Genomic DNA, 1,908 nt, shown 5'->3' on the forward strand with positions numbered 1-1,908 from the left:
GTGTAGAAGAGGTGATGGACCCCTGCGTCATCGCGCACGACGCTGCCGGTGTAGCAGTTGTGATCCTGGCTGTCGGGGCTGGTGCCTGTCGGCAGCGCCAGGCCCGCGTCGATGAAGGTGACCAGGTCGTCCGTCGTGACCCGGTGCCACGGCATACCGGCGGGGTTCTCGGCGCGACGGTCAAGGAGATAGAAGAGGTGGAAGCGGCCGTCCTCCGCATACGGAATGACGTCGCCCACCCAGCCCGCCTCGGGCCGCAAGAACACCGGCGGTGGTGTGTGCATGTGTGGTGGCCCCTGGGTTGCTTAATCGCTTAATCCCCGATACGGGAGACTTAGGGCGTGCTCAAGCGCTTAACCAGGATGGTTCGGAGGTGAGGCGGCAGGCGTCGTGGGTCCTGGCGTCGCCGGCCTCTGCACGCATTGTCGACCCCTCGCGCGAGCCCGGGGGCTGACCAGGCTCAGGCGCCGTCGTCCCGGGCGGCGATCTGGAGGCTCACCTGGCGCTTGATCCGGCTGAGCATCGCCACCATGCCACGCATCCGCAGCGGCGAAATCACCTCCGCCAGAGCAAAGTTCATCGGCGCGTGCTCGGGCGTAGCCAGGATCTCCGCCGCGCTGGCCCCGTCGAGGCCGGCGTGCAGGATGCCCGCGAAACCCCGCGTCGTGGGCGCCTCGCGCGGGACGGAGAAGAAGAGCCCGACGCGCTGATCGTCGCTGCGCACGCCGGGTTGGGCGCCCACCTCGACGGCGAGGAAAAGGGGCGACTGGCACTCGTGGACCTGTTCGAGCTTCTCGGGCGCATCGGCATACCGGGGCGGGAGGTCGGGCAGGTCCTCGCCGAATTCCAACAACAACTGCACCCGGTCCTTGGCGCTCGCCTCGCGGAAGTCGGTCGCGATCTCCGCGAGCGCGGGCGGCATACCGGCGGTGGGGTCCGCGCTCACCGCTCGATTGGCATACGCACCGCGTTGCCCCACTCGGTCCAGGAGCCGTCATAGTTGCGGACCTTCTCGAAGCCGAGCAGGTGTGTCAGCACGAACCAGGTGTGGCTGCTGCGCTCGCCGATACGGCAGTAGGCGACGACCTCGTCCTCGGGCGAGAGCCCCTGCTCCTCGAGGTAGATCGCCTCGAGCTCGGCGCGCGACTTGAAGGTGCCGTCCGCATTGGCCGCGCGGGCCCACGGGACCGACTTCGCGCCCCGGATGTGGCCGCCGCGCAGCGACCCCTCCTGCGGGTAGTCGGGCATGTGCAGCAGTTCGCCGGAGTATTCACCGGGCGAGCGAACGTCGACCAGCGGCTTGCCGAGGTGGGCTAGAACGTCCTCCTTGAAGGCGCGGATCGCGGCGTCGTCGCGTTCGATCACCGGGTAGGCCGCGTCCCCCGTCGCGGGGCTCACCGTCGGCACGTCGCGGGTCAGCTCGCGTCCTTCGGCGATCCACTTCGCCCGGCCGCCGTCGAGCAGACGGACGTCGTCATGCCCGAAGAGGGTCATCACCCACAGGGCGTAGGCCGCCCACCAGTTGCTCTTGTCGCCATAGATGACCACGGTCGTGTCGCGGCCGATGCCGCGCTCGGTCATCAACTGCGCGAACTGCTCCCCGTCGACATAGTCGCGATTGATCGGGTCGTTGAGGTCCTGCTGCCAGTCCAGCTTGAGTGCGCCCGGGATGTGCCCGGTCTCGTAGAGCAGGACGTCCTCGTCGGACTCCAGCACCGCGATCGGCGTGCCCGCGCCGGCCTCCCCGTCGGCGAGCTTCGCGGCCAGCCAGTCGGTGGTCACCAGCCGCTCGGGATGGGCGTATGCCGCGTGTCCCGCCTCCGAGGTCGTCTCGCCGGAGTCGGTGCTGGGCTGGGCGTCAGTCATAACTCCACGTTACCCCGCCGCCAACGCCGGGTTTTCGGTCGT

2 protein-coding genes and 1 pseudogene are annotated in these 1,908 nt (G+C 68.9%); all 3 read right to left on the reverse strand.

Going from position 1 to position 1,908, the window contains the following annotated elements; genetic code table 11:
• A pseudogene (locus PKH97_RS11900) lies at window positions 1-266 on the reverse strand (glycoside hydrolase); the annotation flags it as partial.
• A 194-nt stretch (window positions 267-460) separates the two neighbouring features.
• Window positions 461-922, reverse strand: a complete 462-nt coding sequence (locus PKH97_RS11905; RefSeq protein WP_324387676.1) for a SufE family protein — start codon at window positions 920-922, stop codon at window positions 461-463.
• A 20-nt stretch (window positions 923-942) separates the two neighbouring features.
• Window positions 943-1,866: a sulfurtransferase gene (locus tag PKH97_RS11910; protein WP_324387674.1), complete on the reverse strand. Its 924-nt coding sequence runs from the start codon at window positions 1,864-1,866 to the stop codon at window positions 943-945.
• Between the last annotated feature and the right edge of the window lie 42 nt (window positions 1,867-1,908).

This window comes from Nostocoides sp., from assembly GCF_035343835.1.
GTDB classification, from domain to species: domain Bacteria; phylum Actinomycetota; class Actinomycetes; order Actinomycetales; family Dermatophilaceae; genus Nostocoides_A; species Nostocoides_A vanveenii.